This window comes from Variovorax paradoxus NBRC 15149 (genome assembly GCF_001591365.1).
Taxonomy (GTDB): domain Bacteria; phylum Pseudomonadota; class Gammaproteobacteria; order Burkholderiales; family Burkholderiaceae_C; genus Variovorax; species Variovorax paradoxus.
Genome location: NZ_BCUT01000001.1, coordinates 2,918,476 through 2,940,675 on the forward strand (window position 1 = coordinate 2,918,476; position 22,200 = coordinate 2,940,675).

The 22,200-nt window shown below is 69.2% G+C and carries 16 protein-coding genes; 10 read left to right on the forward strand and 6 right to left on the reverse strand.

Features of this window, described 5'->3' with window-relative positions:
• Nucleotides 1-44: 44 nt before the first annotated feature.
• Entirely contained in the window at nucleotides 45-2,603 is a 2,559-nt protein-coding gene (locus tag VPA02S_RS13625; protein WP_062364140.1) for a PepSY domain-containing protein, read from the forward strand.
• Here the strand turns inward: VPA02S_RS13625 and VPA02S_RS13630 are convergent.
• The 3 genes from VPA02S_RS13630 to VPA02S_RS13640 are packed head-to-tail and all read right to left on the reverse strand — an operon-like array spanning nucleotide 2,597 to nucleotide 4,855.
• The gene (locus VPA02S_RS13630) at nucleotides 2,597-3,463 is read right to left on the reverse strand and encodes a LysR family transcriptional regulator (protein ID WP_062364142.1); all 867 of its coding nucleotides are present in this window, start codon (nucleotides 3,461-3,463) and stop codon (nucleotides 2,597-2,599) included. The two genes, VPA02S_RS13625 and VPA02S_RS13630, sit on opposite strands and share 7 nt — an antisense overlap.
• Nucleotides 3,464-3,502: 39 nt before the next feature.
• Complete coding sequence (locus tag VPA02S_RS13635; RefSeq protein WP_062364143.1) at nucleotides 3,503-4,414, reverse strand: amino acid ABC transporter substrate-binding protein; 912 nt, start codon at nucleotides 4,412-4,414, stop codon at nucleotides 3,503-3,505.
• Between the two features lie 9 nt (nucleotides 4,415-4,423).
• Nucleotides 4,424-4,855: a VOC family protein gene (locus VPA02S_RS13640; protein WP_026284081.1), complete on the reverse strand. Its 432-nt coding sequence runs from the start codon at nucleotides 4,853-4,855 to the stop codon at nucleotides 4,424-4,426.
• Nucleotides 4,856-5,107: 252 nt separating this feature from the next.
• On the opposite strand from VPA02S_RS13640, the gene xylF reads away from it, so the two are divergent.
• The 5 genes from xylF (at nucleotide 5,108) to VPA02S_RS13665 (ending at nucleotide 12,160) form a co-directional block, all read left to right on the forward strand.
• Complete coding sequence (gene xylF, locus VPA02S_RS13645; RefSeq protein ID WP_015867772.1) at nucleotides 5,108-6,130, forward strand: D-xylose ABC transporter substrate-binding protein; 1,023 nt, start codon at nucleotides 5,108-5,110, stop codon at nucleotides 6,128-6,130.
• A 110-nt stretch (nucleotides 6,131-6,240) separates the two neighbouring features.
• Nucleotides 6,241-7,431, forward strand: a complete 1,191-nt coding sequence (locus VPA02S_RS13650) for a sugar ABC transporter permease (protein WP_015867771.1) — start codon at nucleotides 6,241-6,243, stop codon at nucleotides 7,429-7,431.
• A 211-nt stretch (nucleotides 7,432-7,642) separates the two neighbouring features.
• Nucleotides 7,643-8,419 carry an ATP-binding cassette domain-containing protein gene (locus tag VPA02S_RS13655; protein ID WP_062364146.1) on the forward strand — a complete coding sequence of 259 codons (777 nt, stop codon included), beginning with the start codon at nucleotides 7,643-7,645 and terminating at the stop codon, nucleotides 8,417-8,419.
• Nucleotides 8,420-8,438: 19 nt separating this feature from the next.
• Nucleotides 8,439-9,605, forward strand: coding sequence for an ROK family transcriptional regulator (locus VPA02S_RS13660; RefSeq protein ID WP_018905158.1), 1,167 nt, complete (start codon nucleotides 8,439-8,441; stop codon nucleotides 9,603-9,605).
• Nucleotides 9,606-9,721: 116 nt separating this feature from the next.
• On the forward strand, nucleotides 9,722-12,160 hold the full coding sequence (locus VPA02S_RS13665) for a membrane-bound PQQ-dependent dehydrogenase, glucose/quinate/shikimate family (RefSeq protein ID WP_062364148.1): 2,439 nt from the start codon (nucleotides 9,722-9,724) through the stop codon (nucleotides 12,158-12,160).
• A gap of 4 nt (nucleotides 12,161-12,164) precedes the next feature.
• Here VPA02S_RS13665 and VPA02S_RS13670 read toward each other — a convergent pair whose 3' ends face one another.
• Nucleotides 12,165-13,436 carry a helix-turn-helix domain-containing protein gene (locus VPA02S_RS13670; protein WP_062364150.1) on the reverse strand — a complete coding sequence of 424 codons (1,272 nt, stop codon included), beginning with the start codon at nucleotides 13,434-13,436 and terminating at the stop codon, nucleotides 12,165-12,167.
• A gap of 159 nt (nucleotides 13,437-13,595) precedes the next feature.
• On the opposite strand from VPA02S_RS13670, the gene VPA02S_RS13675 reads away from it, so the two are divergent.
• On the forward strand, nucleotides 13,596-15,689 hold the full coding sequence (locus VPA02S_RS13675; protein ID WP_015867766.1) for a PQQ-dependent dehydrogenase, methanol/ethanol family: 2,094 nt from the start codon (nucleotides 13,596-13,598) through the stop codon (nucleotides 15,687-15,689).
• A gap of 30 nt (nucleotides 15,690-15,719) precedes the next feature.
• Here the strand turns inward: VPA02S_RS13675 and VPA02S_RS13680 are convergent, their stop codons facing one another.
• Nucleotides 15,720-16,700 carry a helix-turn-helix transcriptional regulator gene (locus VPA02S_RS13680; RefSeq protein WP_062364152.1) on the reverse strand — a complete coding sequence of 327 codons (981 nt, stop codon included), beginning with the start codon at nucleotides 16,698-16,700 and terminating at the stop codon, nucleotides 15,720-15,722.
• A 181-nt stretch (nucleotides 16,701-16,881) separates the two neighbouring features.
• Between VPA02S_RS13680 and VPA02S_RS13685 the strand changes: the two genes are divergently transcribed.
• Entirely contained in the window at nucleotides 16,882-19,008 is a 2,127-nt protein-coding gene (locus VPA02S_RS13685; protein WP_062364154.1) for a carboxypeptidase-like regulatory domain-containing protein, read from the forward strand.
• Between the two features lie 76 nt (nucleotides 19,009-19,084).
• On the opposite strand, the gene VPA02S_RS13690 is transcribed toward VPA02S_RS13685, so the two are convergent.
• Entirely contained in the window at nucleotides 19,085-20,059 is a 975-nt protein-coding gene (locus VPA02S_RS13690) for a tripartite tricarboxylate transporter substrate-binding protein (RefSeq protein WP_018905152.1), read from the reverse strand.
• 204 nt (nucleotides 20,060-20,263) lie between these two features.
• Between VPA02S_RS13690 and VPA02S_RS32300 the strand changes: the two genes are divergently transcribed.
• Entirely contained in the window at nucleotides 20,264-21,454 is a 1,191-nt protein-coding gene (locus VPA02S_RS32300; protein ID WP_018905151.1) for a M48 family metalloprotease, read from the forward strand.
• 145 nt (nucleotides 21,455-21,599) lie between these two features.
• Entirely contained in the window at nucleotides 21,600-22,175 is a 576-nt protein-coding gene (locus tag VPA02S_RS13700) for a type 1 glutamine amidotransferase domain-containing protein (protein ID WP_018905150.1), read from the forward strand.
• The last annotated feature ends 25 nt before the right edge of the window (nucleotides 22,176-22,200 follow it).

The following is a 22,200-nucleotide window of genomic DNA, read 5'->3' on the forward strand; positions in this document are numbered from 1 at the left end:
CAACAAGCAGCGCGGCCCTCCACATCCTTCGGCGTTTTTCCACCATGGCTCTCCTGAGACGGATCTGGTTCCAGATCCACTGGTTCATCGGCATCACGGCCGGAAGCGTGCTCGTCGTGATCGGGCTGAGCGGCGCGGTGCTCTCCTTTCGCGCGGAGATCGTCGACGCGCTCAATCCCGCGCTGCGCCACATTCCCAACCCCGCCGGTGCATCGGCGCTGCGGCCCGCGGCACTCGCGGCGCGGGTGCGGGCGGCGGAGCCGGCACTGCGCATCGCCGCGCTCACGGTGTTTGCCGAAGCCGGGCGGCCGGCGCGCGTCAACTTCGCGCCGCGCGAAGGCGAGCGCCAGGGCGAGGTCCGGCTGATCGATCCCTGGACCGGCGCGCTGCTGCCCGTGTCCACGGGCGAGGCCTTCTTCGAGTTCGCCGAGCACCTGCATCGCTGGCTGCTGCTGCCGCGCGACGCGGGCAAGCCCGTCACCGGCACGCTGGCCGCGGGGCTGCTGGTGCTTGCGCTGTCGGGCCTCTACCTGCGCTGGCCGCGCCGGCCGCTCGCGTGGCGGGCCTGGCTGAAGCTGGACTTCGCGCTGACCGGCCGCGCCTTTCTCTGGAACCTGCATGCGGTGGCCGGCACCCTTGCGCTGCTGGTGTACCTGGTCTCGAGCCTCACGGGCATCTACTGGGGCTTCGACGCCGTGCGCGCCATGGTCGACAACGCTGCGGGCGAAGGGCGCGTGGTCCGTGCGCAGGGCATGCAGGCCGGCGGCGCGCCCGCCAAGGCGCAGGCGGCGCCCGACCTGCAGCGCGTGTGGCAGTCCTTCCTCGATGAAACCGGCGGCGACTGGAGCCTGGCCACGCTGCGCCCGCCGGCGCGCAATGCATCGCAGGTGGAAGTGACCTACCTGCGTGCCCGCCCCGAGCACGAACGCGCACGCAACCGCCTCTACCTCGACGCCGCCACCGGCGAGCCCTCCCGGCACCAGCGCTACGCCGACAAGCCGCTGGCCGGCCGCCTGGTCAACAGCATCTATCCGATGCACATGGGCACCTACTGGGGATTGCCGGGCCGCATCGTGATGCTGCTCAGCAGCCTGGGCCTGGCGCTGTTCGCGGTCACGGGGTGGATGCTCTACCTCGGACGCCGGCGCACCAAGCGGGCCGTGCGCGAAGAGCGCACGCGGCTCGGTCCGGTACTGCAGCCGGACGCGCCCGGCGCCGAGCCCGTGCTGCTCGCCTTCGCAAGCCAGACCGGCCAGGCGGAGCGCATCGCGCTGCAGACGGCCGCGGTGCTGCAGTCGGCCGGTGTCGCGGTGGTGCTGCAGCCGCTGGTGCGCCTGAGCGTGGATGCGCTGCGGCGCTACCGCAAGGTGCTGCTGGTGGCCAGCACCTTCGGCGATGGAGATCCGCCGGACAGCCTGCGCGCCTTTGCGCGCCAGTTCGCGCTGCAGACCGGCTCCGGCCTGCAGCATGTGCACTACGGCCTGCTCGCGCTCGGGGACCGGCACTACGCCAACTTCTGCGGCTTCGGCCGATCGCTCGACCGCGACCTGCGCGGCCATGGCGCAGAGGCGCTGTTCCCGATGATCGAAGTGCACAACGGCGATGCCGGTGCGCTGGCGCGCTGGCAGCACGCGTTGGCCGAAGCCTTCGGCGTGCTGCAGCCCGGCGCATGGAAGTCGCACGAAGCGGAGGCGGCACCCTTCGAGCCCTGGCGCGTCGTGCGGCGCACCCTGCTCAATGCCGGCAGCCAGGGCGATCCGCTCTTCGAGGTCGAGCTCGCGCATGCGGGCGCGGCCGACTGGGCGCCGGGCGCGCTCGTCGAACTATTGCCGCGCCAGTCCGGCCACGCGGTCGAACAACTGCTGCGCCGCGCCGGCCTCGACGGGCGAACGCACGTGCGCTGCGATGGCCGCGCGTGCACGCTCGAAGATGCGCTGTCCCGCAGCATGCTTCCGGCCGCGCCGGCGGCCAGCGCGCAGGCACTGGCCGACATGCTGGTGCCGCTTGCGCCGCGGCGCTATTCGGTGGCCTCGACCACGGCCGACGGCTGCGTGCAGCTGCTGGTGCGCCAGGCGCGCCACGCGCACGGCATGGGCGTGGCCTCGGGCTGGCTGACCGACGGGGCGCCGCTGGATGCGCAGGTCGAGCTTCGCCTGCTGCCCAATCCCGCGTTCGCGCTCGTCGACGACGAGGTGCCCTGCGTCTTCATCGGCAATGGCTCCGGCTTTGCCGGCCTGCGCGCGCATCTTCGCGAGCGCGTGCGCCGGGGCCACGGGCGCAACTGGCTGGTGTTCGGCGAGCGGAATGCCGCGCACGACGCCTTCTGCGCCGAGGAGATCGCGCAGTGGCAGGCGGCCGCGGCGCTCGAGCGCGTCGACCTGGTGTTCTCCCGCGACCAGGCCGAGCGCCTGTATGTGCAGCACCGGCTGCGCGAGGCGGCCGGCCTGCTGCGCCAATGGGTGGCCGAGGGTGCGGTGGTCTACGTCTGCGGCAGCCTCGAAGGCATGGCGCCGGGCGTCGACCTGGCCTTGCGCGAGTTGCTGGGCGCGCCGGCCTGCGACGCGCTGGTGGCAGAGGGCCGCTACCGGCGCGATGTCTATTGAGCGGCTTCCCGCAGGCACTGCGCAAACTGCGCGGCGGCAGGCGGGCTGGCGCGCGGCTTGCGCAGCAGCAGGCCCACCTCGCGGTGGAACGTGAGCTCGCCGAGCGAGAGCATGCGAACACCCGCGGGCAGCGGAAGGTGCGCCTCGACCAGCGGAACGAGCGCAACGCCCAGCCCCTTGGACGCCATGTGGATGAGCCCGGCGATCTCGTCGAGTTCGATCGAATCGTTGACCGCGATGCCTTCGCGCCGGAGGAATCTTTCCACCATGCGGCCGCCGAATGATGCGCGGTCGTAGCGCAGGAAGGGCTGCTCCTGGAGCAGCGCGCGCCAGTCCTTTCCCGGCAGTTTCCTGGGCGCGATGAGCACGTACGGCTCCTGCACCAGCGGCTGCCACGCCAGCTCCGGAAGAATGCCGAACGGCGGCCGGATGATCACCGCGGCATCGATCGTGCCTGCATCGAGTTCGTCCATCAGCCGCATCGACACGCCGGGCGACACATGCACGCGCAGCAGCGGCTGCTGCTTGCGCAGCCTTGCAAGCGCCCGTGCGACCAGCGTCGACTGCGCCGAGGCAATCGCGCCGATGCGCAGCAGCCCACCGCTCGCGGCGTCATCGGGAAGCTCGCCGAGCTTGGCGTAGAGCGCGCAGATCTCCTCCGCGCGCGCCAGCGTCGTCTGGCCGGCCGCATTCAAGGTGGCGGAGCGCCCGGTGCGCTCGAACAGCGCGAACCCCAGCGCTTCCTCGAGCCGCTTGACCTGGCTGCTGACCGCCGACTGCGTCAGGCCGATCCGCTCTCCCGCGGCGGCGAAGGTGCCGTGGCGGCAGACGGCGATGAAGGTTCTGAGTTCGTTGATCATGAACCGAGCATCTCAAGAATCGATGCAAGGTTCAATGATTCATCGCGCCTCGTACGCTTCCATCGGCTTGTCGCTCGGACTGGCCCAGGCGGCCTTCGTCAACGCGCTGGCCGGCAGCCCGACCTTCGAGTTGTGCGGAGGAATGGGCTGCATGAACCACTTGTCGTAGAGCCGCGCGGCTTCTCCGCTCCTGGCCAGCGACAGCACGCTCTGGTCGACGAGCTTCTTGAACGCGGGGTCGCCCTTCGCAAGCATGATCGCGATCGGCTCGACACTGAGAACCTGGTCGAGCAGCCTGTACTGCGCCGGCTCCCTGCTCTTGGAGATCAGCGTGGCAAGGATCTGGCCGTCGGCCGCAAAGCCATCCACCCGGCCCGATTCGAGCAGCAGGAAGCCTTCGCTGTTGTCCTTGGCGAGCACTTCCGCGATCTCGCCCGCACCCTCGCGCTTGAGCTTCCTGAGGAGCTGGACGGAGGTGGCGCCGGTTGTCGCGGCCACCGCCTTGCCCGAGAGCTGCGCGGGCGACACGATGCCGGAGGCCGCCTTCACGGCAATGCGAACCCCTTCGACGTAGAGCGTGGGCGCGAACGCCACGTCTTTCTGGCGCGCCGTGTTGTTGGTCGTGGTGCCGCACTCGATGTCGACGGTGCCGTTCTGCACCAGGGCAATGCGATTCTGCGGCGTGACCAGCTGGTACTTCACGTGGATCTTCTCGATCTGCAACGCCCGGCCGATGTCAGCGACGACACGCTCGCAGACTTCGACGTGAAAGCCCGTGTAGCTCCCCGGCCCGAGCGTGAAGGACATGGCGCCCGAGGCGTCGCGCACGCCCATGGTGATGGCGCCGGACTCCCTGATCTTCTTCAAGGTGTCGGTTTGCGCACTGGCGCCTGCGGCGGACAGCAGCAGTGCTGCGGCAGCCGCGGCTGCAAGAAAGCGTCGTGTCTTCACGCGGCGCCCTCAGACGGCGAACAGCGAATCGAGATTCGCGAACGACTTCATCTCGATGGCATTGCCCGACGGATCGAGGAAGAACATCGTCGCCTGTTCGCCCGGCTCGCCCTTGAAGCGGATGTAGGGCTCGATCACGAAGCGGGTCTGGCGCGCAACCAGCTTGTCGGCCAGCGCCTGCCATTGGTCCATCGGGAGGATGGCGCCGAAATGGCGCACCGGCACGTCGTGCCCGTCGACCGCGCTGCTGGCCTTGTGGCCGCATTCATCGGGGGCGAGGTGCGCCACGATCTGGTGGCCGTAGAAGTCGAAGTCGACCCATTCGGGCGCGCTGCGGCCCTCGGGGCATCCGAGCAGCTCGCCGTAGAAGGCGCGGGCCTCGGCAATGTCGCGGACGGGGAAAGCCAGGTGGAACGGAATTCTCGTGGGGGATGCATTCATGGCGGCCATCGGTCTGTGAGTTCAGGATGGCCCGGACTTTAAGCAGCGCGCCTCATAACCGAAAACGATATATTTTCTTGCTGAGCATCGATCTTCTCGATGCTCGACGCGCCCGCAGGCCAAGCGCATTCCCCCGGGAATTCCCGGGTGCCCAGCGCGCGGCCGCGATGGGATAGTTAGTTCGCCCTTCAAACTAACTAATTTCTTACACGGCGTTCTTCGCCAGGCACACCCTTCCAAGGAGAGACATCCATGCAACTCAAGCACACCCTGGCCGCCATGGCCTTCGGCCTTTCTGCCGTGGGCGCAGTGGCCCAGACCGTGGTCGGCGTGAGCTGGTCCAACTTCCAGGAAGAGCGCTGGAAGACCGACGAGGCGGCGATCAAGGCGCAGCTCGAGAAGCTCGGCGCCAAGTACATCAGCGCGGACGCGGGCGGCTCGCCCGAGAAGCAGCTGGGCGACATCGAGGGGCTGATGTCGAAGGGCGCCAAGGCGCTCATCGTGCTGGCCATGGACAAGGACGCGATCCTTCCGGCCGTCACCAAGGCCACGCGCCAGAAGGTGCCCGTGGTGGCGTACGACCGGCTGATCGAGGCGCCCGGCGTCTTCTACATCACCTTCGACAACGTCGAGGTCGGCCGCATGGAGGCGCGCGAGGTCTTCAAGGTCAAGCCCAAGGGCAACTACGTGATCATCAAGGGCTCGCCGAGCGACCCGAACGCCGACTTCCTGCGCGCGGGCCAGCAGGAGGTGCTGGACGCGGCGGTGAAGAAGGGCGACATCAAGATCGTCGGCGACGAATACACCGAAGGCTGGAAGCCCGAGGTGGCGCAGAAGAACATGGAGCAGATCCTCACCAAGAACGCCAACAAGGTCGACGCGGTGGTGGCGGCCAACGACGGCACGGCCGGCGGCGCGGTGGCCGCGCTCACGGCCAAGGGCCTGCGCGGCATTCCGGTGTCGGGGCAGGACGCCGACTTTGCGGCGCTCAACCGCATTGCGCTGGGCACGCAGACCGCGACCATCTTCAAGGACTCGCGCGAACTCGGCCGCGAGGCCGCCAGCGCGGCCATCGCGCTGTCGCAGGGCAAGCCGGTCGAGAAGGCCGCGCCCTGGAATTCCGGGCCGAAGAAGATCTCGCTGTCGTCGCGCCTGCTCACGCCGGTGCCGATCACGCGCGACAACCTCGACGTGGTCGTGAAGGCCGGCTGGATCAAGAAGGACGAGCTCTGCAAGGGCGTCCCGGCCGCCAGCGCACCCGCGGCCTGCAAGTAGCAGCAAGAAGAAGCGCCGCCGATCCGCGCCGCACTGCCGCGTCCGGCGGGCCCACGGGCCTGTCCGGACCGCCGCCGCGCACCTGTTGTTCCTTCGAGAGGACCTGAAAAATGAGCAATCCAACGCCAGGCTGGTGGCGGCGCACGGGCGTCGACCTGCGGCTCCTGCTGATGAGCGTGCTGCTGATCGCCATGGGGGTGGTCTTCAACGTGATGTCGGGCGGCGTGTTCCTGTCGCCCGAGAACCTCTACAACGTGGCGCAGCAGACGGCGGTGGTGGGCATCGTGTCGACGGTGATGGTGCTGGTGATCGTGGCGCGCCACATCGACCTGTCGGTCGGCTCGGTCATGGGCTTTGTCGGCGTGCTGATCGCCTACCTGCAATACACCTCGGGCTGGTCGTGGCCCGCGGCCTGCCTCGCGGGGCTCGCGGTGGCGCTGCTGGTGTCGATCTACCAGGGCTGGCTCACGGCGATGCTGGGCGTGCCCTCGTTCGTGGTCACGCTCGGCGGGCTGATGTCGTTCCGCGGCGCGGCCTTCCTGGTGGCCGACGGCAAGACGCAGCCCGTGAACGACGAATTCTTCCAGCGCCTGGGCGGCGGCTACGACGGCGGCATCGGCACCACCATGACCTGGGTGCTCGCGGCCTTCGTGGCGCTGGTGCTGTTCGCGCGCATGCTGCAGAAGCGCCGCGCTCGCGCGCACCACGGGATGCCCAACGAGCCGCTGTGGCTGGAGCTGCTTCTCACGGCGGTGCCGGCGGCCGTGGTGTTCGTCTTCGCGGCGGTCATGAACAACTACCAGATCGCCTCGAAGGACGCGCCGCAGGGCCTGCCGATCCCGGTGCTGATCTGGGCCGTGGTGGCGATCGTGCTGTCGTTCATCGTGCACCGCACGCGCTTCGGCCGCTATGTGTTCGCGATGGGCGGCAACCCCGATGCGGCGGCGCTGGTGGGCATTCCGGTCAAGCGCGTCACGCTGATGCTGTTCGCGCTGCTCGCGGTGCTGGTGACGGTGGCGGCCATTGTGTCGATCGCGCGGCTCAATGCGGGCACCAACTCGCTCGGCACCGGCATGGAGCTGTACGTGATCGCGGCGGCCGTGATCGGCGGCACGGCGCTCGCGGGCGGCACCGGCTCGATCTTCGGCTCGGTGCTGGGCGCGCTCATCATGCAGTCGCTCGACAGCGGCATGCTGCTGCTCGACGTGCCGATCGGCAAGCGCATGGTGATCATCGGGCAGGTGCTGATCGTGGCGGTGGTGTTCGACGTGCTGTACCGGCGCAAGTTCGGGGAGAACTAGAGATGAAAGTGCGTTGGACAGAGCAGTCGTTGATCGGCGGTACACCACGAGCGTGCTCTGTGCACAGGGCATCGGGTGCTCCCCGCAGCGAAATCAAGGAGGAGCCGAAGGCGGGGGACATTCGCGGAGGGGAGTACCCGGTGGCCTGGGCACGCGCCCTGAACATCGGAGCCCCGCACGCAAAAAGCGCCGCACCGCAAAAGGAATTCAAATGACCACGGTCGACACCTCGCACCCCCTGGTCGAACTGAAGGAGATCCGCAAGGCCTTCGGCGGCGTGAAGGCCGTGGACGGCGTGAGCATCAACCTCCATCCCGGCGAAGTGGTGGCCGTGCTCGGCCACAACGGCGCGGGCAAGTCCACGCTCATGAAGATGCTCGCGGGCGCCTACCCGGTCGATTCGGGCGACACGCTGATCGCGGGCGAGAAGGTCCACATCCGCACGCCCGCCGAGGCGCAGGCGCTCGGCATCGAGACCATCTACCAGACCCTCGCGCTGGCCGACAACCTCGACTCCGTATCGAACCTCTTTCTCGGCCGCGAGAAGATGACGCGCTGGAACACGCTCGACGACCACTTCATGGAAGTGCAGGCGCGCAAGGTGTTCCAGCGCCTGAACAAGAACTTCACCAACATCCGCATTCCGGTGCGCCGCCTCTCGGGCGGGCAGCGGCAGGTGGTGGCGATCTCGCGCGCGCTGTACTTCAACGCGCGCATCCTGATCATGGACGAGCCCTGCGCCGCGCTCGGGCCCGAGGAAACCGCGATGGTCGGCGGGCTCGTGAAGCAGCTCAAGGCCGACGGCGTCGGCATCTTCCTGATCACGCACGACATGCCCGACGTGTTCTCGCTGAGCGACCGCGTCGCGGTCATGAAGAACGGCAGGCTCGTGGGCACCTACCGCACCGCGGACGTCACCGAAGACGAAGTGCTCGGCATGATCATCGCCGGCAAGCGCCCCGAAGGAAAAGAGCAGGCCCACAGGTGAACGAAGGCAGGGTGGCCCCGTGACCATCGGCGACCAGCAGCTGCTCAAGCGCATGAACCGCAGCGTGCTGCTGCGGCTCCTGCGCGCGCGCCCGGGCCTGTCGCGCGCACGGCTCGCGAGCGAGAGCGGCCTCACCAAGTCGACCGTGAGCCTGCTGGTGCGCGAACTGCTCGACGAGGGCTGGCTCAGCGAAGCCGGCACCACCGTTGCCGATGGCCTGGGGCGGCCTTCCACGCCGCTGCGGATCAACGTCGGCGTGCGCGCGCTGATGGGTGTCGAGATCGCGGTCGAGACGGTGCGCCTGGTGTGCGTCTCGCTGCAGGGTGAGGTGCTGCATGCCGACACGCAGGCGCTGGCCGACAGCGCACCGGCCGGCGCCTGTGCGCAGGTCGCGCGCATGGCCGCGGCGGCGCACGGGCAGCTCAACGCACTGGGGCTGCGGCTGTCGAGCATCGGCGTCTGCGTGCCCGGCGCGGTGGACGACTGCACCGGCATGGTCCGCTTTGCGCCCAACCTCGGCTGGCGCAACGTGAGCCTGCTGCCCGCGCTGGAAGAAGCCTTTGCCGCGGCCGGGCTGCCGGGTGTCACGGTGCAGCTGCAGAACGACGCCGATGCCGCCGCGCTCGGCGAGTACGAGTTCTCCGGCGGCGAAAGCGCGGACCCGCTGATCTTCGTGAGCTGCGACGTGGGCGTGGGCGCCGGCGTGGTGCTGAACGACCGCCTCTTCACGGGCGCGCAAGGCATGGCGGGCGAGATCGGCCACACCATCCTGCAGCTCGATGGGCCGCTGTGCTCGTGCGGGCGGCGCGGCTGCGCCGAGGCCTTCTTCGGCTCGCGCGCGCTCGAGCGCGAGGCGCCCGGCATGGCGCATGCGGCGGCCTTCTTCGGCGTGCTGCTGCAGAACCTGTGGGTCACCTTCGATCCGCGCGCCATCGTGCTCGGCGGCAAGTCCTGCACCGGCCATCTCGGCCTCGCGCAGGCGGCCTTCGAGTGGGTCGGGCGCCATGCCGATGCGGCCGGCATGCCCGCGCCCGACCTGCGCATCGCGCGCTACCTTGCGCTTGCACCCGCCGTGGGTGCCGCCGCGCTGGCGCTGCACGAATACCTCCGGCCGCTGCAGCCCGATGCGCGCACGCGCCGGGCCCGCGCCGCGCGCAACGACGAATACCGAATACCTTCTGTTTAAGAAGACGGGCGGCAAGCGGCCGCGCCTCCGGTGATGCACGGCGACATGCGCAAACCGCCTACGCGCATCGCCGCGGCCTTGGCCTAGGTTCGATCAAAAACCTTGGAGCCCATGCCATGCCCGATGCCCCCGCGCGCGTCCGTGCGCCTTCTTCCGCGCTGCTCAACATCACTGCCGCCGTCATCGGCCTTGCAGGCCTGGGGCTGGGGGCGGCAGGCGCATGGCTCGTCGTGCTCGGCGGCTCGTGGTACTACCTGGTGGCAGGGCTCGGGCTCATCGCCTGCGCGGTGCTGCTGCCGCGCGGCAGCGGCGCGGGCCTCTGGGCCTATGCGGCCGTGGTGGCGTTCACGCTGGTGTGGGCCCTGTGGGAAGTGGGCTTCGACTGGTGGCCGCTGGCAGCGCGCGGCGACGTGTTCTTCGTACTCGGCCTGTTCCTGCTCACGCCCTGGGTGGCGCGTGCGCTCGCGCGCCGCAGCGCCGCGGGCGTGGCGCCCGCGCGCGGCTTCCTCGGCGTGGTGCTGCTGGCCTTCCTGGCCGCCGCGGTGTTCTCGTGGACGCGCGATGCAACGCGCATCGAAGGCACCATGCCGGCGGCCGCGGCACCCGCCGCGGCATCGGGCAATGCCGCACCGGCCCCGCCGAAGGACGACTGGACGGCCTACGGCGGCAACGGCATGGGCCAGCGCTATTCGGCGCTCGACCAGATCACGCCGGCCAACGTCGGCGAGCTGCAGGAGGCATGGCACTTCCGCACCGGCGACGTGCGCGGCCAGAGCGGCGACCCCGAGGAGACGACCTTCGAGGTCACGCCGCTGAAGATCGGCGAGCGGCTTTTTCTTTGCACGCCGCACCAGTCGGTGGTGGCGCTGAACGCGACCACCGGCCAGCAGCTCTGGCGCTACACGCCCGAGATCCGGCGCCCGCTGGCCTTGCAGCACCTGACCTGCCGCGGCCTGTCCTACGATCCGGGCAGCGCGGTGCGGCCCGCGCCCGCAGCGGCTGCTGCTTCATCGCCACCCGCGGCCGGCGGCGACTGCGACGCCAAGCTTTTCATGCCCACGGCCGACGGCCGCGTCATCGCGCTCGACCCCGGGAGCGGCAAGCCCTGCATGCGCTTTGGCGGCGGCACGGGCCAGATCGACCTCTGGAAGAACATGCCCAACGTGAAGCCCGGCTCGTATTACTCGACCTCCCCCGTGGTGGTGACGCGCTCGCTCGTCATCGTGGGCGGCACGGTGCTGGACAACGTCTCGACCAAGGAGACCTCGGGCGTGATCCGGGCCTTCGACATCGACACCGGCGCGCTGGTGTGGAACTGGGATTCGGGCAACCCGGACGACACCGCACCCATCGCGGCCGACCGCAGCTACACGGCCAACTCGCCGAACAGCTGGTCGATCTCCAGCGTGGACGAGGCGCTCGGGCTGGTCTACGTGCCCACCGGCAACCAGCCGCCCGACCAGTGGGGCGGCAAGCGCACCGAAGGGGCCGAGCGCTATTCGTCCTCGGTGGTGGCGCTGGACCTGGCCACCGGCCGCGTGCGCTGGAGCTTCCAGACCGTGCACCACGACCTCTGGGACTACGACGTACCCTCGCAGCCCAGCCTCGTCGACCTGCGCATCGGCAGCGAGACGGTGCCCGCGCTCGTGCAGCCGACCAAGCAGGGCGAGCTGTTCGTGCTCGACCGGCGCGACGGCAAGCCCCTGACCAAGGTTCATGAACGGCCCGCGCCGCAGGGGCCGGCCGCGGGCGACCACACCTCGCTCACGCAGCCGGTGTCGGAGCTGTCCTTCGATCCGCCCGCGCTCACGCCGGCCGACATGTGGGGCGGCACCGTGTTCGACCAGCTGGCCTGCCGCATCGCCTTTCACCGGCTGCGCTACGAAGGCCGCTACACGCCGCCGTCGACCGAGGGCTCGCTGATCTACCCCGGCAACTTCGGCGTCTTCAACTGGGGCGGCGTGGCGGTCGACCCGGTGCGGCAGATGGCGTTCACCACGCCGGCCTCGCTGGCCTTCGTGTCCAGGCTCATTCCGCGCGCCGACGACACCTCGCTCTACGTGCAGGGCAAGGACCGGCCCAACGACAGCCTGCCCGCGCTCAACGAGAACTTCGGCGCGCCGTTCGCGGTGCAGCTGAGCGCCTTCACCTCGGTGTTCGGCCTGCCGTGCCAGGCGCCGCCCTGGGGCCATGTGGCCGGGGCCGACCTGCGCACCGGCCGCGTGGTGTGGAAGCACAAGAACGGCACCGTGCGCGACAGCTCGCCGCTGCCGCTGCCCTTTGCGATGGGCGTGCCCAGCCTCGGCGGGCCGATGATGACGGCCGGCGGCGTGGCCTTTCTCTCGGGCACGCTCGACTACTACCTGCGCGCCTACGACGTGGCCAGCGGCAAGGAGCTCTGGCGCAGCCGCCTGCCCGCGGGCGGACAGGCCACGCCGATGAGCTACCGCGGCAGCGACGGGCGCCAGTACGTGGTGGTGGCCGCGGGCGGCCACGGCTCGCTGGGCACGCGCACCGGCGACCACGTGATCGCCTACGCGCTGCCCAGGCGCTGAACCTTCAGTCCGGCGCGACCTTGTCCTCTTCGCGCCAGCCGCGCAGCCGCCGGTACAGCGTGCCGCGCGACACGCCCAGCTGCCGCGCCGCCTGCGAGACGTTGCCGCCCTGCGCCGCCAGCGTGTCCTCGATCAGCTTGCGGCTGTGCTCGCGCAGCGTTTCGCCCTGCAGCGCTTCCACCGGCACGTGGTGGGAGGCGATGGCTGGCGTGTGCTCGTGCGCCTCCAACGGCTGGGCCGCCGCCGCGGGCTCGGCGGACAACACCGCGCCGGCGTCGCCGGGCATCGCCACCGCATGCCTGAAGTCCACGCCATCCGCAGCCTTCAGGCGCGCCTGCACCCACACGCCCAGGCCGCTCGCCAGGCGCAGCGGCTGCGCGGCTTCGCGCCTTTCGAGCCGCAGCAGGCTCGCGAGGTCGTGGCCCAGCATCGATTCGACATCCCGCTCGCAGGCCTCTTCGGGCAGGCGGCCGATCAGCCGCGCGCCGGCACCGTTGAGCCAGGCGATGGTGCCGTCGGGCGCCACGCCGGCCAGCGCTTCCATCGGCGTGCCCAGCAGCGTGGGGCTGGCCTGGAAACGCAGGATCAGGTGGTCGCGCGACTGCGCCTGCAGCAGGCGGTTCTCGATGGTCGTGGCGTAGAGCGCCACCATCGAGGCCGCATCGAAGCCGAAGCGCCGCGCCTCCATCGTGATGTCGAGCACGCCCGCGAGCCGGCCCGCCACGTCGCGGATCGGCGCCGCGGCGCACTGCATCTGCGACAGCACGTCGAAGTAGTGCTCCGCGCCGTCGACCGTGCAGGCCAGCCCGGTGGTCGCCACGATGCCCGGCGCGGTGGTGCCGACGATGCGCTCGGAAATGTTCACGCCCACGCGCGCGGTCTTGCGCAGCACCGGCTGGTGCGCGGCGGCCGGCTGGTGCGTGACGTGCACCACCACGCCTTCGCCGTCGGTCAGGATCACGCGGCAGTCGGTGCCCGCGAGCGCGCTTTCCATGCTCGCGAGTTCCTGCCGCGCCACCTCGAGCAGCTCGCGGTTGCGCGCCAGCGTGGCGTGCAGGCGGCTCGGCGTGACCGCATCGAAAGGCACGATGCGCTGCCGGTCGCTGTGGTTGCGGGTGCAGCGCAGCCACGACTGGATCACCGCCTCGCCGACCAGGCCCGATGGCCGCACGCCTTCCTCGAAGAACTGCTGCCGCGCGAGCGCCACGCGCTGCGCCGGCGTGCTGGAAAAAAGTTGGCGCGGCGCGGTTGCCGTGCCCAGCCGTTCGAAAGCCATGCTGTTCGCCGCTCCTCGAAATGGGGGGATCAGGAAGGAAGGGGAGATCGCTGCCCCCGTCGAATGTGTTCCGCAATGGAACAGCGCCGGACTGGGGAAATCCCGAAGGTGAACGCGAGCGCGGCACAACCGATCCTTGCGCCACAAAGGAGACCCACGATGAAAAAGATCCACTCCGGTTGGCTTGCGCTCGCCGGTGCATTGCTGTGCCTGGGCAGCTCGCCCGCCGCGGCGCAGGCCTCGGCCGCCAAGCAGGTGAACGGCGACTTCGTTCGCGCCAATGCGGCCCAGAAGAAGACGCCCGACTGGCCGAGCTACGGCCTGGACTACGCCGAGTCGCGCTTCAGCAAGCTCGACCAGGTGAATGCCGGCAACGTGAAGCAGCTGGGGCTGGCCTGGTCCTACAACCTCGAGTCCACGCGCGGCGTCGAGGCCACGCCGCTGGTGGTGGACGGCGTCATGTACGTGACCGCGTCGTGGAGCGTGGTGCATGCCATCGACACGCGCACCGGGCAGAAGCTCTGGAGCTTCGATCCGCAGGTCGACAAGTCCAAGGGCTTCAGGGGCTGCTGCGACGTGGTGAACCGCGGCGTGGCGCTGCACGAGGGCAAGGTCTACGTCGGCGCCTTCGACGGACGGCTGATCGCGCTCGACGCGGCCACCGGGCAGAAGGTCTGGGAGAAGAACACCATCGAGGGGCAAAAGGGCAGCTACACCATCACCGGCGCGCCGCGCGTCTTCAAGGGCAAGGTCATCATCGGCAACGGCGGCGCCGAGTACGGCGTGCGCGGCTATGTCACGGCCTACGACGCGAAGACCGGCGAGCAGAAGTGGCGCTGGTTCGTGGTGCCGGGCGACCCGGCCAAGCCCTTCGAGGACGAATCGATGGCGCGCGCCGCCAAGACCTGGGACCCTTCGGGCAAGTACTGGGAGGCCGGCGGCGGCGGCACCGCATGGGACAGCTTCGCCTTCGACCCCGAGCTCAACCTGATGTACGTGGGCACCGGCAACGGCTCGCCCTGGGCGCACAAGAAGCGCAGCCCCAAGGGCGGCGACAACCTCTACCTGGGCTCGGTGGTGGCCCTGAACCCCGACACCGGCAAGTACGTGTGGCACTACCAGGAGACGCCCGGCGACAACTGGGACTACACCTCCACCCAGTCGATGATCCTGGCCAACGTCACGCTCGGCGGCAAGGCGCGCAAGGTGCTGCTGCATGCGCCGAAGAACGGCTTCTTCTTCGTCATCGACCGCACCAACGGCAAGTTCATCTCGGCGAAGAATTTCGTCGACGTGAACTGGGCCACGGGCTACGACAAGAACGGCCGCCCCATCGAGATCGCGGCCGCGCGCCAGAACGACAAGCCCGGCGACAGCATTCCCGGCCCCTTCGGTGCGCACAACTGGCACCCGATGTCGTTCAACCCGCAGACCGGCCTGGCCTACCTGCCGGCGCAGAACATCCCGATCAACCTGATGGACGACAAGGACTGGAAGTTCGACCAGAACGCACCGGGCCGGCCGCACGCCGCGCTCGGCTGGAACACCGCCATGTTCGCCAACGCCGAGCCGCCCAAGAGCAAGCCCTTCGGCCGCCTCGTCGCCTGGGACCCGGTGGCGCAGAAGGAGGCCTGGGGCGTGGACTACGTCTCGCCCTGGAACGGCGGCACGCTCACCACCGCCGGCAACCTGGTGTTCCAGGGCACGGCCGACGGCCGCCTGGTGGCCTACAACGCGAAGACCGGCGAGAAGCTCTGGGAAACGGCCACCGGCACCGGCGTGGTGGCCGCGCCCACCACCTACATGGTCGATGGCAAGCAGTACGTGTCGGTCGCGGTGGGCTGGGGCGGCGTGTACGGCCTCGCGCAGCGCGCCACCGAGCGGCAGGGTCCGGGCACGGTCTACACCTTTGCCGTGGGCGGCAGCGCGAAGATGCCCGAGTTCGTGCAGTACCGCATGGACAAGCTGGTGCAGGGCGTGAAGTACGACCCCGCCAAGGTCCAGGCCGGCACCATGCTCTATGTGAGCAACTGCGTGTTCTGCCACGGCGTGCCGGGCGTGGACCGCGGCGGCAACATCCCGAACCTCGGCTACATGGATGCGGCCTACATCGAGAACCTCGACAAGTTCATCCTCAAGGGCCCGGCCATGGCGCGCGGCATGCCCGACTTCACGGGCAAGCTCTCGGGCGAGGACATCGAGAGCATCAAGGCCTTCATCCAGGGCACGGCCGACGCGATCCGGCCGAAGTGAGGCCGCGGGGCTGCAAGCGGCGCGGGCCGGTCAGCCCGCGAGCCGCAGCTCCTGGATCAGGCCCGCCACGTTGCCCACCTGCAGCTTGTCGTAGATCGACTGGATGTGGTTTCGCACGGTGGCGGGCGAGCGGTTCAGCATGGCCGCGATGTCCTTGTGCGTGTCGCCGCGGGCCAGCAGCTCGGCAATGGTGTGCTCGCGCGGCGTCAGGCTGTCGGCCAGGCAGCGCATGCGGCTCTTGAGGAACAGCAACCGCTGCTCCACGTGGTGCGTGACCACGACCGCCCGGCCGCTGTAGCGCGCATGGCCGCCGAGGAAGTGCTTGAGCAGCGCATCGGGCAGGGTCCGCCCGTGCCAGGACGGCCACTCGGCCTTCATCGTCGCCTCGAAGGGGCCGTCGGCGTGATAGAGCACGCCGCGCAGGTCGCCGATGGCGGAGCCGCCGGGCGCCTGGCCACCGGTCTCGAGCCGGTCGAGGTGCACGATGCGGTTGAGCGCCAGCGCCTGCATCACGTGCGGCGCGAGGCTCGCGAGCAGCTGCCGTTCGTCTTCGGTGCCGTGCGCATCGGGGTCCGAGCGGAACAGGCTGAGCCAGTGCACGAAATTCGTCTGCGGGTGCACGTCCGAGCTGATGAAGAAGTTGGACTGCTCGAAGCGCTCGCCATATGCGCGCAGCTGCGCCTGGTCCTTGCGGTGGAACCAGGCATTGGCATTGAACGAGAGCGTCGACTTCGGCCGCTTGCCCACTTCCACCGCGGCGGTGTCGAGGTGCTTCACCTCTTCATAGGCCGCCAGCATTTCCGCTGGCTGGTTGTGCAGGTGGATGGTGTGGATGTCGATGCCGCTGTCGGTGCGGGTGGCGGTGCCCCACATCGACGAGTCGAAGGCCAGCACCGGCTTGATGAGATCGAGCGCGGCATCCTGGAAGGCATCGATCGGCAGCTCGTGCGAGAGCCGGTAGAGCCGCAGCAGCAGCTCGCTGAAGTCGTGCAGGGCGGCAGGCCGGGTCATCGCCGAAGTTTTCCATCGCGCCCGCGCAGCGCGCATCCCATGTTCAGGTGATTCCATCCTGCGGCCCGCCGGCGGATTTCAAGAATGATGCATTTGCATCATTTTTTTTGGAAAAGTGAAAGCTATTGTTTGCAGGCCCCGGATGGTCCGGGGCTTTCAAACCTTTTCGAAGAGCCCACCGATGCCCTCTCTCACCCGCAAGATTCCCCATGCGCTGTCCGTTGTCACCCTGGCGCTGCTTGGCGCGTGCGGCGGAGGAGGTGGAGGTGGTGGTGGTGGCGGCGGCGGGTTCGGCTTCATCCCGCCGGCCTCGAACGGCGGCGACCCGCCCGCGGCGGCCGGCACCACCTTGAGCGGCACCGTCGCCACCGGCGCAGCCCTGGCCGGCGCGGTGCTCACGGTGTTCGACCAGACCGGCGCCAAGGTCTGCGAAGTGACCACCACGGCCGAAGGCAGCTACAGCTGCTCGCTGCCCGCCGGCACCAAGGCGCCGCTGGTGATCCAGGCCGTGCGCGACGACCTCACCCTCTACAGCACCACCGCCAGCACCGCCACCGGCACCACCAACGTGACGCCGCTGACCACCATCGTGGTGGCGCAGCTCGCGCCCAACGGCGATCCGGCCAAGCTGGCCGCCGCGATCCAGGCCGACGCCGGCGCCGTCACGGCAGGGTCGATCGGCGACCAGGTGTCCAAGCTGCTGGCTGCGCTGCAGCCGCTGCTGAGCGCACTCGACGCGAGCATCGACCCGATGAGCGGCGAGTTCCAGGCCAACGGCACCGGCCAGGACCGCGTGCTCGACGCGCTCAACGTGTCGGTGCGCCCCGACGGCACGGCATCCAACATCGAGATCACGGTGAAGGCGCTGCCCGCCGGCGACGACAGCCCGCCGGTGTCCATCGTCTTTCGCAGCGGCGACGCCACCATTGCAAAGCTGCCCGCCATCGATGCCGCAACGCTGGTGCAGCCGCCCACGCCGGCCATGGTGCAGGCGCTGCTCGATCGCATCAACGCCTGCTATGCGCTGCCGCTCGCACAGCGCGTCGACAGCCCCATCGAGGCCGACGGCAATGCCTACGGCAGCGCCGCCAACGTGGTGGCGCCGGCCTGCCGCACGCTGTTCGTGAACGACGATCCGGCCAGCTTCGTGGCGGCCGGCGCGCCCATCGGCCGCGTGAGCAGCGGTGCGCGCCGCTCGTTCGAAAGCCTGTTCCGCTCCGGCCCCACCAACCTGAAGCACGACCGCGGCAACTTCGAATACTTCCACAAGAACGGCGACATCGCTCTCACCTACCGCTGGACCGACGTCCTGGGCAACACCGACAACGACGTCTTCAACGCGAAGATCGTGGACGGTGCGCTGAAGCTCACCGGCAACGGCAACACCTACCGCGCCTTCGTGCGTCCCCAGCTCGACAAGAAGGACTACCTGAAGCACCAGAACCTGGTGTTCCATTCGGTCGGCTACGCGGTTTCGGTCGACAACGTGCGCGACGGCAATGGCAACCCGGTGCTGTCGAAGGTGGTGGCAACCACCGCATCGCTGCCCGGCAAGGAACTGGTGCTGGTGCCCAAGGCCGGCCTCAACACGCTGGTGCTCACGCCGGACGGCACGGCCGGTTCGGCCCTGAATTCGGCGGTATGGCGCATGTCCGCACGCTACCTGGACCCGGCCCAGCCCGGCAGCCCGAGCGATTTCGACAACGCCAACCTCTTTGCCACGCCGGCGTACACCGACGAGGAGCTTGGCAAGATCGCCGACCAGTCGGTGTGGAAGCTCGAGTTCTTCCACGCCGACGGCGCGACGCCGAACGTGGTGCAGTACGTGCGCACCTTCTCCCGCGTGCCCACCATCGCGGAAGCCGTGCAGACGCCCATGGTGGAACTCACGCCCGCGCTGCGTGCGGAAGTGCTCGCGGAAAGCCTGGGCAGCCCGCGCGGCATCGTCTTTGCGGCACCCACGCCTTCGGAGCCCAACAACGTCGACTTCAGCGCCGACGGCGGCCTCGACGGCTGGACGGTTCCGGCCGGTGCGCTCGCGCCCACCTCGTTCAGCGTCTTCGGCAGGGCGCCGGGCGCCGGCGGCGCGCGCTTCAGCGAAACCGTCACCGTGCGCAGCACCGCGCGCAAGGCCATGGTCTATTGCCAGCCGGTGGGCGCGAGCGACACGCACTGCGTGCCGGCCGGCAACAGCAGCTGGCAGTACGCCCAGGGCTCCTCGATCAGCACCTTCGGCTTCACGGCCCGCACCACGCGCCAGGTCGACGTGCGCAAGAACTTCGAGGTGTGGACGGTCACGCTGCCCTGATTTTTTCTGCTGTCACGCCATGAAAAAAGCCGCCGGTCCCGAGGGCCGGCGGCTCTTTTTTTGAGCGCGGGGGAAATCAGTCGGCGTACACGCCGGCGGCCTTGATGATCGGGCCCCACTTGGCAATTTCCGCCGAGACGAACTTCTTGTGCTCGGCCGGCTCGGTGCGCTTGTCGGTGGTGATCACCGCGCCCAGCGCTTCCTCGCGCTTGATGAAGCCCGGGTCCTTCATGGCGGCCTTGATGGCTTCGTTGAGCTTCTTCAGCACCGGTGCCGGCGTGCCCTTGGGCGCGTACACGCCGTGCCAGATCGAAACCTCGAAGTCCTTCAGGCCCGATTCGGCGAGCGTCGGCAGGTCCTTCAGGGCCGGCGTGGTCAGGCGCTTGCTGGTGGTCACGGCGTAGGCCTTGACCTTCTTGGCCTCGATCTGCGAGGTGGTGTTGGTGGTCTGGTCGCACAGGAGGTCGATCTGGCCGCCCAGCAGGTCGGCGATGGCCGGCGCGGTGCCCTTGTAGGGAACCGGCGTCATCTCGACCTTGAGCGCGCTCTGGAACAAGAGGCCGCACAGGTGCGAGGCGGCGCCCAGGCCGGCATTGCCGAGGTTGATCTTGCCCTTGTTGGCCGCGATCCAGGCCGTGAGCTCCTTGTAGTTGTTGGCCGGCAGCGTCGGCTTGCCGATGAGCGTCATCGGCACTTCATTGACCATGCCCAGGTATTCGAAGTCGTTCTCCACGTTGAACGGCAGCTTGCGGTAGAGCGCAGGCATCGTCGACATGCCGATGTGGTTGAGCAGCAGCGTGTAGCCGTCCGGCGCCGCGCGGGCCACCTTGGCGGTACCGATGGAGCTGCCGGCGCCCGCGGTGTTGTCCACCACGATCGTCGTGCCCAGGGTCTTTTGCAGGGCTTCGGCCAGGTCGCGGGCCACGCGGTCGGTCGGGCCGCCGGCGGAGAAAGGCACCACCAGCGTGACGGTCTTGCCTGCGGGGAAATCCTGGGCATGGGCGCCGGCGGCAGCAGCGGCGAATGCCGTGAGTGCAAGCAGTTTCTTCATGAGTGTCTCTCGGTTGGTGAAATTCAAAAATGGCCGCGATCATAAAGGCTGACCATGACCTGACGAATAGCGAATAGCCCTTAGGGGTGGGCCGAGATGCGCCCCTTCCTGGGGCATGATGCGGCTCGCAAGCCGCGCCTGGAGGGGCGCGAAGAAAAACCACAACACCGCAGGCCTTCGGGCCGCATCGAGGAGGAAATTCCAATGGATCCATGGGTCTATCCGCGCGAGCGCTGGCTCGGCAACATCACGCTCGGGCTTGGCCTGCTGGTCTGGGCGCTGCTGGTCCTGGGCACCCTGGGCATCGCGCTCGTCTATGTGCTGCTCGGCTTCATCGCCTACGTGTTCGCGCAATCGGCCGTCATCGCCTGGATCAAGGGCACGGCCGTGAAGCTCTCCCCCACCCAGCTGCCGGAACTGCATGCGCGGTTCCTGGCCTGCTGCGGCCATCTGGGCATCCAGAACCCGCCCGAGGCCTACCTGCTGCACGGCGACGGCATCTTCAATGCCTTTGCCACGCGCTTCTTCGGCCGCAACTTCGTGGTGCTGCTGTCCGACGTGGTCGACGCCATGGAAGCCCAGCCCGACGGCATCAACTTCTACATCGGCCACGAGCTCGGCCATATCCGGCGCGGCCATCTCACGGGCCACATCTGGCGCGCCCCGGTGCTGTGGCTGCCGCTGCTCGGCGCCGCCTATTCGCGGGCCCAGGAATACACCTGCGACCTGCATGGCGCCGCCTGCTGCACGCAGACCGACTCCGCGCCCCGCGCGCTCGTGGCGCTGGCCGCCGGCGCGCAGCAGTGGCGCCACGTCGACCTGCAGCGCTACGCCGACCAGTCGGTGGGCAACAGCGGCTTCTGGGCCTCGTTCCATGAACTGATCGCCGGCTACCCCTGGCTCACCAAGCGCGTGGCGCGCGCCATCGATCCGGGCGCGAAGCTGCCGAGCCGCAATCCGGTGGCCTACCTGCTCGCGGTCTTCGTGCCGTACGCCGGCCGAGCCGGCGGCGGCGCGCTGGCGCTTCTGGTGGTGGTGGCCATCATCGGCGTGCTGGCCGCGGTGGCGCTGCCGGCCTATCAGCAATACGAGTCGCGCGCGGCCGTTTCGCAGGCCTGGTCCGAAGCCGCACCGGTGCGCGAAGCGCTCGGCAGCTACTACAAGCAGAAGGAAGAGATTCCCGATTCCCTGGCTGCGGCCGGCGCACCCGAAACCCTGCCAGGCGGCTCGGAGCTGACGCTCGACCCCGACACCATGGTGGTCGAGGCGGTGCTTCCAAAGGCCAAGGGCACGCTGCGCATGGAGCCCTCGGCCACCGAGGACGGCATCGCGTGGAACTGCGTGGCCGGCGACGGCCTCCAGGACAAGGCGCTGCCGGCCAGCTGCCGCAAATAGCAGCGGCACGCCGTAAAAGAAGGTTGCCGCCCGTCGAACCGTCCGACAGGCGGACCCGGCGCGCGCCGATGCGCGCCGCGGGCGCGGGCCCTAGGGTGAAGTGTCGTTGCCATCAAAAGAACCACCTTCAAGGAGTGACTCACCCATGCCCACCACCATCTCTTCTTCTTCACTGGACGGAATGAAGGTTGCCATCCTCGTGGCGGACGGCTTCGAGCAGGCCGAGATGACCGAGCCGCGCAAGGCGCTTGAGCTGGCCGGCGCACAGACGCAGATCGTTTCGCCGCTCGACGGCAGCGTGCGCGCCTGGAAGCAGCTCGAGCCCGCCGGCACCTTCGAGGTCGACGTGCCGCTCAAGAACGCCGATGCCGACGACTTCGACGCGCTGCTGCTGCCCGGCGGCGTCGCCAACCCCGACGCGCTGCGCATCAACCAGAAGGCCGTGGCCTTCGTGCGTGCCTTCGTCGAGTCGGGCAGGCCCATCGCGGCCATCTGCCACGGGCCCTGGACGCTCATCGATGCCGGCGGCGTGCAGGGGCGCAGGATGACCTCGTGGCCTTCGCTGCGCGCCGACCTGCACAACGCCGGCGCAAAGTGGGTCGACAAGGAGGTGGTGGTCGACAGCGGCCTGGTGACGAGCCGCAGGCCCGGCGACCTGCCCGCGTTCATCCGCGAGATGACGACGATGTTCGAGCTCGCGCACGAGGCTGCGATCCATTGAGCATGGGGCGGTGAAGCGCGCGCGG

Excerpts from the sequence above, each read along its gene's own strand:
- VPA02S_RS13625 (WP_062364140.1), top strand. The coding sequence starts at position 45 with ATGGCTCTCCTGAGACGGATCTGGTTCCAGATCCACTGGTTCATCGGC.
- VPA02S_RS13630 (WP_062364142.1), bottom strand. The coding sequence starts at position 3,463 with ATGATCAACGAACTCAGAACCTTCATCGCCGTCTGCCGCCACGGCACC.
- VPA02S_RS13640 (WP_026284081.1), bottom strand. The coding sequence starts at position 4,855 with ATGAATGCATCCCCCACGAGAATTCCGTTCCACCTGGCTTTCCCCGTC.
- xylF (WP_015867772.1), top strand. The coding sequence starts at position 5,108 with ATGCAACTCAAGCACACCCTGGCCGCCATGGCCTTCGGCCTTTCTGCC.
- VPA02S_RS13650 (WP_015867771.1), top strand. The coding sequence starts at position 6,241 with ATGAGCAATCCAACGCCAGGCTGGTGGCGGCGCACGGGCGTCGACCTG.
- VPA02S_RS13655 (WP_062364146.1), top strand. The coding sequence starts at position 7,643 with ATGACCACGGTCGACACCTCGCACCCCCTGGTCGAACTGAAGGAGATC.
- VPA02S_RS13665 (WP_062364148.1), top strand. The coding sequence starts at position 9,722 with ATGCCCGATGCCCCCGCGCGCGTCCGTGCGCCTTCTTCCGCGCTGCTC.
- VPA02S_RS13670 (WP_062364150.1), bottom strand. The coding sequence starts at position 13,436 with ATGGCTTTCGAACGGCTGGGCACGGCAACCGCGCCGCGCCAACTTTTT.
- VPA02S_RS13675 (WP_015867766.1), top strand. The coding sequence starts at position 13,596 with ATGAAAAAGATCCACTCCGGTTGGCTTGCGCTCGCCGGTGCATTGCTG.
- VPA02S_RS13680 (WP_062364152.1), bottom strand. The coding sequence starts at position 16,700 with ATGACCCGGCCTGCCGCCCTGCACGACTTCAGCGAGCTGCTGCTGCGG.
- VPA02S_RS13685 (WP_062364154.1), top strand. The coding sequence starts at position 16,882 with ATGCCCTCTCTCACCCGCAAGATTCCCCATGCGCTGTCCGTTGTCACC.
- VPA02S_RS13690 (WP_018905152.1), bottom strand. The coding sequence starts at position 20,059 with ATGAAGAAACTGCTTGCACTCACGGCATTCGCCGCTGCTGCCGCCGGC.
- VPA02S_RS32300 (WP_018905151.1), top strand. The coding sequence starts at position 20,264 with ATGGATCCATGGGTCTATCCGCGCGAGCGCTGGCTCGGCAACATCACG.
- VPA02S_RS13700 (WP_018905150.1), top strand. The coding sequence starts at position 21,600 with ATGCCCACCACCATCTCTTCTTCTTCACTGGACGGAATGAAGGTTGCC.